Below are 6,106 nucleotides of genomic sequence, written 5' to 3' on the forward strand. Positions count from 1 at the left end.
GCTTCCTACGACGAAGACGGAGAGTTCTCTTTTACTCATAGCAGGAAGACCTGCTCATCGACCGCCCGGACGGGTGTTCGCCCGTAGAGAGCGCGGGGTGGAAACCCCCAATGTGGATAAGTCGGTCGGATTGGGTTGACATTGCTGGCACCAGCAGGTCGTGCGCTGGGCGATCCGATCGCTGACGAGAGGCGTGCCGCAGCGGGTGCAGGGAAGGCCCGCCCGCCCGTACACGGCGTGCGAGTTTTGGTACGTGCCGGAGACGCCCTCGGCGTCCGCGTAGTCCCGGAGCGTTGTGCCTCCGGCCTTGATGGCCTTGGTCAGTACGCAGCGAATGGCGTTGGCGAGCGCGTCGCGGGCGGCAGGGGAGAGCGTGCCCGCTGGCTGCTGGGGCGCGATGCGGGCGTGGAAGAGGACCTCGTCGGCGTAGATGTTGCCCAGGCCTGCGATGCGGCGCTGGTCAAGGAGGGCGCTCTTGATGGAGGCCGCGCCGCGCAGAACTCCCGCGAGCTGCTCGGGCGTGATCGTCAGGGCGTCGGGCCCCAGGGTGCTCCAGCGGGCGAGGCGGAGGGCGTCGGCGGAGGGGAACGTCCACAGGCCCCCGAAGCGGCGCGGGTCGCTGAAGACGAGTGAGAGGTCACTGTCCAGCGTCCAGACGACGTGCGCGTGCGGGGCGGGCCGGGGTTCCGCGGCTGGCGCGGCGGCCTGCACGGACAGGCGGCCCGACATGCCCAGGTGCACGGCGAGCGCGCGCCCGTCGTCTGCCAGGATCGCGAGTTGCTTGCCGCGGCGGACCACGTCGGTGATGCGGGCGCCCAGGAGCAGGTCGCGGGGTGTGACGGGGCGTGCGTCGTGCGTGGTGCAGACGTCGGGGCGGCGGATGTCGACCGCCCGCACGGCAACGCCGCGCACGCGGGCGAGCAGGGTCCGGCCCACGCACTCAACCTCGGGGAGTTCGGGCATCGGGTTCTCCGGCGGGCGTGTTGCGGCGGGCGCGGAGGGTTCGGAAGAAGGTGCGGAGGAGGTCGGCGCAGCGGGCCTGGCAGACGCCCTCAATGGGCACGACGCGGTGGTTGAGGCGCGGGTCTTCGGTGAGGCGCATGAGCGAGCCGGCGGCGCCGGCCTTGGGGTCGCGCGTGCCGTACACCAGGCGTCCGACCCGGGCGTTGACGATGAGCCCGGCGCACATGGCGCAGGGCTCGAGGGTGACGACGAGGGTGGCGGCGTTGAGTCGCCAGTCGCCGATGGTGCGAGCGGCGGCGCGGATGGCGAGCAGTTCGGCGTGGGCGTCGGGGGCGTGGTCGCGCTCGCGCCGGTTGAAGCCCTCGCCGAGCGTGCGCCCGGTGGCGGTGTCGTACACGACCGCGCCGACGGGGACCTCGCCCATGCGGGCGGCGACGTCGGCCAGGTCGAGCGCGCGTTCCATGGCCTCGAGGTCGCGCGGGGTCGCGACGCCCGGCGCGCGCGGGGCGGGATCGAGCCCGGCCGGAACATGCGGTGCCGGATCGTGGCGGGAGGGCGCGGGGCGTGCCAGGCGCCGGCCGATGAGCATCCAGAGTGCGCGGGCGGGCATGTGGGTTAGCCCTCGCCCGCGCCGTCATCGGAGGGGGCGGGGCCCGCGACGCGTGCGGCGGGGAAGATGCGGAGCAGCACGCCCCCGAGTTCGTACAGCAGCATGAGCGGGATCCACATGAGGATCATGGAGAGCGGGTCGCCGGGCATGAGGACGGCGGCGAGCACGGCGCAGATGAGCACCGCGTGCCGGCGGTACTTGGCGATGAAGGCCTGGTCGATGAGCCCGACCCAGCCCAGGAGCAGCACGATGACGGGGGCCTGGAACGCCGCGGCGAAGGCCAGGGTGAGGGTGAGCAGCAGCGAGACGTACTCGCTGACGCGGTACTGCTGCACGATGCCGGACTGGCGGTGCATGGAGACGGCCCGGATCTCGCGCTCCTCGGGGGTGCCCACGCAGATGCGCAGTTCCATGAGCGTGCGGTTGAACCACAGCGCGCCGGGGGCGGGGTCGGTGGGGTCGGCCTCGAGCAGCGGGACGGAGGGGACGACGACGTCCGCGCCGACGGCGGCGGAACTGGCGGTGGCGGCGCCGATGGTCGCGCCGAAGCCGACGAGCCAGCCGAGCATGACGGGGAGGATGATGCGGAAGAGGAAGACGAGCCCGGTCGCGGTGAGGAGGGCCGAGAGCGGGAGCAGGAAGTACACGAAGCGTTTCTCGTGGCGGTGGAGCCCGGGTGCGACGAAGCGCCAGAGTTGGTAGATGATCCAGGGGCTGCCGACGATGACGGCGGCGATGAGGGAGACCTTCATGTAGGTGGCGAAGGTCTCGAGCGGGCCGGTGCCGATGAGCATGTCGGGCTGGCCGGCGTCGCGCAGGGCGGACTTGGCGGGCTCGACGAGGAACGCGAGGAGATAGGACCCGAACCCGAGCGCGACCATGGCGATAGGAAGAAGGCCCGCGAGCGCCCAGATCAGCCGCCGGCGAAGTTCTTCGAGGTGATCGCCGAGCGGCATGTGCGACTGATTCGCCTTCTGTGCGGGCATAGCGGGGAGTCCGGGCGCGAGGGGGGAGGATACGACGCGGCGTGACGGAGAACGACGCTGCGGACATCCGAATGTTGCGAACGGGAGCGCCGCGTGCAGGACCCGGCGGATATGGCGGATGGGATCGGAGCGCCGGCGGATCTGTCGGAAACGGGGACGGTGCGCTTCGAGGAAGCCAGCGCGCGCGCGGAGCGGCGGGAGGCCCGGGCCGCCCTGGCGGGCGATCGCGAGAGCGTCGAGCGGCTGTGGCAGCGTCACCGGCGGTGGGTTGCGGCGATCCTGCTTGCGTACAAGCCCCGGTGGGCCGATCTCGACGATCTGCTGCAGGACGTCGCGGTGTCGGTGGTGCGCAAGGTGCACGAACTGCGGGATCCGGCGGCGGTGCGCCCGTGGCTCCGGACGGTGGCGATCAACGCGGCGCACGCGGCGGGCCGTACGGCCAAGCGTCGGGGGCGCGACGAACGCCTGGAGGAGCGCGACGCCCCCGCCGAGCCAGGCCGCCCCGGCGGGACGCCGCCCGACGAGGGCGGACGCTTGCTGGAACTGGCGGCGACGCTGCCCGAGGGATATCGCGAGCCCCTGCTGCTGAAGGCGGTGCAGGGGCTGTCGTACCGGGAAATCGGGCAGATTCTCGGGCTTCCCGAGACGACGATCGAGACGCGGATCGCCCGTGGGCGGCGGCGGCTGCGCGAGTTGGCGACGGCGCACGGCATCGCGCCCGACGCGTGACGGATCATGACGCGGGGCGCATCTGGGTGGGCGACATGAGCGAGGGCGAACTGGACATCCTGCTGACGCGCGTGATCGACGGGGGGGCCACCGACGAGGACTGGCGCCGCCTGGAGGCGTTGGGCGCGCGAGACCCGGGCGTGTGGCGCGAACTGGCGCAGGCGCACCGCGACGACGCGGTGCTGCGTCGGGGCATGGCGCGGGCGTTGGACCGCGCGATGATGGCGGACCTGCCGGACGGCCCGCGGGCGCAGGAGCGCCGCACGGCGGAGCGCACGCGCCTGGCGGCGACGTGGGGCGGGTGGGCGGCGGCGGCGCTGGTGGGGCTGGCGGTGCTGATGCAGCGCACGGGCGTGGAGCGGACGCCGGCGTCGGACCCGGCGATGGCGGGCGTGCCGGTGCTGTCGGCGGCGGACGCGCTGCACGCGTACCTGGAGCAGGGGCGCGCCGAGGGCGTGGTGATCGAAGAGATGCCCGCGAAGTGGCTGGTGCGATCGGCGCCGGCGGCGGACGGGCGCGGGTTCGACGTGGTGTACCTGCGGCTCATCATGGAGCGGACCCAGGTGCCGGACTTGTACAAGCTCTCGTCGGACGAGTTCGGGTCGAGCGTGCCCATCCGGATCACTCCGGAGCCGCCGACGCCCGAGCAGCCGCCGAGGTCGCCCGTGTCGGGGCCTGTGTAGGCCCCGGGCGGGGATGGGTGGACGGGCGCGGGACGCGCCCGGTGGGGAACGAAAGTCGGACGGAGTGTTTCGGAAGGAAGGTCGGAGGTATGCGCATGCACAACAACATCCGTCGGATGATGGCAGTTTCGGGCGCGGTGGTCCTCGCGCTGGCGGCGGGCGCGTTCGCCCAGCAGGGCGAGGTCGACCGCATGGAGGGCAGCCTCGACCGCCCGTTGCAGGGCGGTCAGCCCGGCGGGCAGGGCGGCGCGCAGGGCGGGTTCGTGTACATGTCGGAGAACGACGGCACGACGAGCTATGAACTCGAGATCCGCGGCGGCGAGGTGACGGCGAAGATCAACGGGCGCAAGCTGCCCGCCGATCGGGTGCGCCGCGAGGACGGGCGCATCGAGCTGCTCGACCGCGAGGGCAAGGTGCTCAAGACGTTCGAGGTGCAGATGGGCCAGCCGGCGGCCCCTGCGCCGCGCACGCCCCGGGCGCGCCGGGGCGAGGGGCGCACGCCCCTGGCGCCCATCGCGCCGGTGCCGCCGATCGAGCCCGCGCCGGCGATCGCGCCGGAGGCGACGCCTCCCAAGACGATGATCGGCATCCGCATGAGCGACGACACCGGCGAGGTGGTGGTCGACGACGTGATCGAAGGCCTGCCGGCGCAAGAGGCGGGGCTGGAGCCGGGCGACGTGCTGCTCTCGGTCCACGACGCGAAGATCGGGGCGGTGTCGGACGTGCGCGAGGCGCTCAAGGACCGCGCGCCGGGCGACAAGGTGAAGGTGGTGGTGCGTCGGGGCGATGGCGAGAAGACGCTGACGCTGACGCTGGCCGCGTTCGACGCGGAGCGTCTGGGCGCGACGTCGCCGGCGGAACCGAACGAGAACCCGTGGTACGTGCTCGGGGAGAACATGGACGTGCTGGGCGAGGACGCCCGTGCGATGAAGGACGAAGCGCGCCGGGCGCTGACCAAGGCGCTGGAAGAGATGAAGGCGAGCCCGGCGTTCGACGCGGACAAGCTCAAGAAGGACGTCGAGCAGGCGATGCGCCAGGCGCTCAAGGCGCTGGAGCATTCGCAGAACGACATGCAGTCGTTCTGGCGGCGGTACCAGCCGGGGCAGTCGCCCCGCGTGCTGGTGGCGCCCGACGGCGCGGGCGAGCGGCGGACGTTCGTGATGCCGATGCCGGCGCAGCCGGGCCAGGACTCCGGGCGGCTCATGGAGAAGTTGAGCAGCGAGCTGGAGCGTCTGCACCAGCGGCTGGACGAGATCGAGCGTCGGCTGCCCAAGAACCCCTAAGCGCTCACCCCGGGCGCCGTGCCGCTCCGAACCTCCTCCGGGCGGCGCGGTGTCCCAGATTTTCCGATGTCTCCGTTCAGAACGGGCCGCGCTGCCACCCCTGGCGCGGCCTGTTCATTTTTTTGAAGCGGGGCGTGCGGAACGCCCGGGCCCGCAGGGCCGATAGGATCGGGCATGAGCAACGAGAACGTCGGCAGCGCGATCCCATCGGATGTGCGTGCGGTGCAGGAGGCGGCGTCGCGTTTGCGCGACGAGATCCGCAAGGTGATCGTGGGGCAGGACGAGGTTGTCGAGCAGATGCTGATGGCGATCTTCTGCCGCGGGCACGTGGTGGTGGTGGGGGTGCCGGGGCTGGCGAAGACGCTGCTGATCTCGACGATCGCGCGGGCGTTGTCGCTGGGCTTCAGCCGCATCCAGTTCACGCCCGACCTGATGCCGACGGACATCACGGGGACGGAGGTCATCCAGGAGGACCGGGCGACGGGGCAGCGGGAGTTGCGGTTCGTGCCCGGGCCGATCTTCTCGAACGTGATCCTGGCCGACGAGATCAACCGCACGCCGCCGAAGACGCAGGCGGCGCTGCTCGAAGCGATGCAGGAACGACAGGTCTCGGCGGCCGGCAAGCGCCACGTCCTCCCCGATCCCTTCTTCGTCCTCGCGACGCAGAATCCGATCGAACAGGAGGGAACGTACCCCCTGCCCGAGGCGCAGCTCGATCGATTTCTGTTCATGATTCGTGTCGATTACCCGAGCGCAACCGACGAGACAGAAATTCTTCGCCGCGCCACCGGATCGCACGGCGCCAAACCCAAACCCGTCCTCCACGGCGACCAGATCCTGCGATTACAGCAA

General features: G+C 71.7%; 7 protein-coding genes. 4 read left to right on the plus strand and 3 right to left on the minus strand.

The window, feature by feature from the left end; genetic code table 11:
• Positions 1–54: 54 nt before the first annotated feature.
• Genes mutM through SFY69_03395 form a run of 3 tightly spaced genes read right to left on the minus strand, consistent with a single transcriptional unit; the run spans position 55 to position 2,559 of the window.
• Positions 55–963, minus strand: coding sequence for a bifunctional DNA-formamidopyrimidine glycosylase/DNA-(apurinic or apyrimidinic site) lyase (gene mutM, locus SFY69_03385; protein MDX2131079.1), 909 nt, complete (start codon positions 961–963; stop codon positions 55–57).
• Entirely contained in the window at positions 941–1,573 is a 633-nt protein-coding gene (tadA, locus tag SFY69_03390; GenBank protein MDX2131080.1) for a tRNA adenosine(34) deaminase TadA, read from the minus strand. The genes mutM and tadA overlap by 23 nt, the downstream gene beginning before the upstream one ends.
• 5 nt (positions 1,574–1,578) lie before the next feature.
• Positions 1,579–2,559 carry a twin-arginine translocase subunit TatC gene (locus SFY69_03395; GenBank protein ID MDX2131081.1) on the minus strand — a complete coding sequence of 327 codons (981 nt, stop codon included), beginning with the start codon at positions 2,557–2,559 and terminating at the stop codon, positions 1,579–1,581.
• Positions 2,560–2,652: 93 nt separating this feature from the next.
• Between SFY69_03395 and SFY69_03400 the strand changes: the two genes are divergently transcribed.
• From SFY69_03400 to SFY69_03415, 4 genes are all read left to right on the plus strand, one after another.
• Complete coding sequence (locus SFY69_03400; GenBank protein MDX2131082.1) at positions 2,653–3,288, plus strand: sigma-70 family RNA polymerase sigma factor; 636 nt, start codon at positions 2,653–2,655, stop codon at positions 3,286–3,288.
• The gene (locus tag SFY69_03405) at positions 3,285–3,971 is read left to right on the plus strand and encodes a hypothetical protein (GenBank protein MDX2131083.1); all 687 of its coding nucleotides are present in this window, start codon (positions 3,285–3,287) and stop codon (positions 3,969–3,971) included. Before SFY69_03400 ends, SFY69_03405 begins: the two co-directional genes overlap by 4 nt.
• 95 nt (positions 3,972–4,066) lie before the next feature.
• A complete protein-coding gene (locus tag SFY69_03410) occupies positions 4,067–5,254 on the plus strand; it encodes a PDZ domain-containing protein (GenBank protein MDX2131084.1) in 1,188 nt (395 codons plus the stop codon).
• A gap of 174 nt (positions 5,255–5,428) precedes the next feature.
• Positions 5,429–6,106, plus strand: a 678-nt coding sequence (locus SFY69_03415; GenBank protein MDX2131085.1) for an AAA family ATPase, incomplete at its 3' end; no start/stop codon positions are given.

Source organism: Planctomycetota bacterium, assembly GCA_033763975.1.
Classification (GTDB): Bacteria; Planctomycetota; Phycisphaerae; order Phycisphaerales; family UBA1924; genus RI-211.

Coding starts and splice junctions, on each gene's coding strand:
- mutM (MDX2131079.1), bottom strand. CDS start 963: ATGCCCGAACTCCCCGAGGTTGAGTGCGTGGGCCGGACCCTGCTCGCC.
- tadA (MDX2131080.1), bottom strand. CDS start 1,573: ATGCCCGCCCGCGCACTCTGGATGCTCATCGGCCGGCGCCTGGCACGC.
- SFY69_03395 (MDX2131081.1), bottom strand. CDS start 2,559: ATGCCCGCACAGAAGGCGAATCAGTCGCACATGCCGCTCGGCGATCAC.
- SFY69_03410 (MDX2131084.1), top strand. CDS start 4,067: ATGCACAACAACATCCGTCGGATGATGGCAGTTTCGGGCGCGGTGGTC.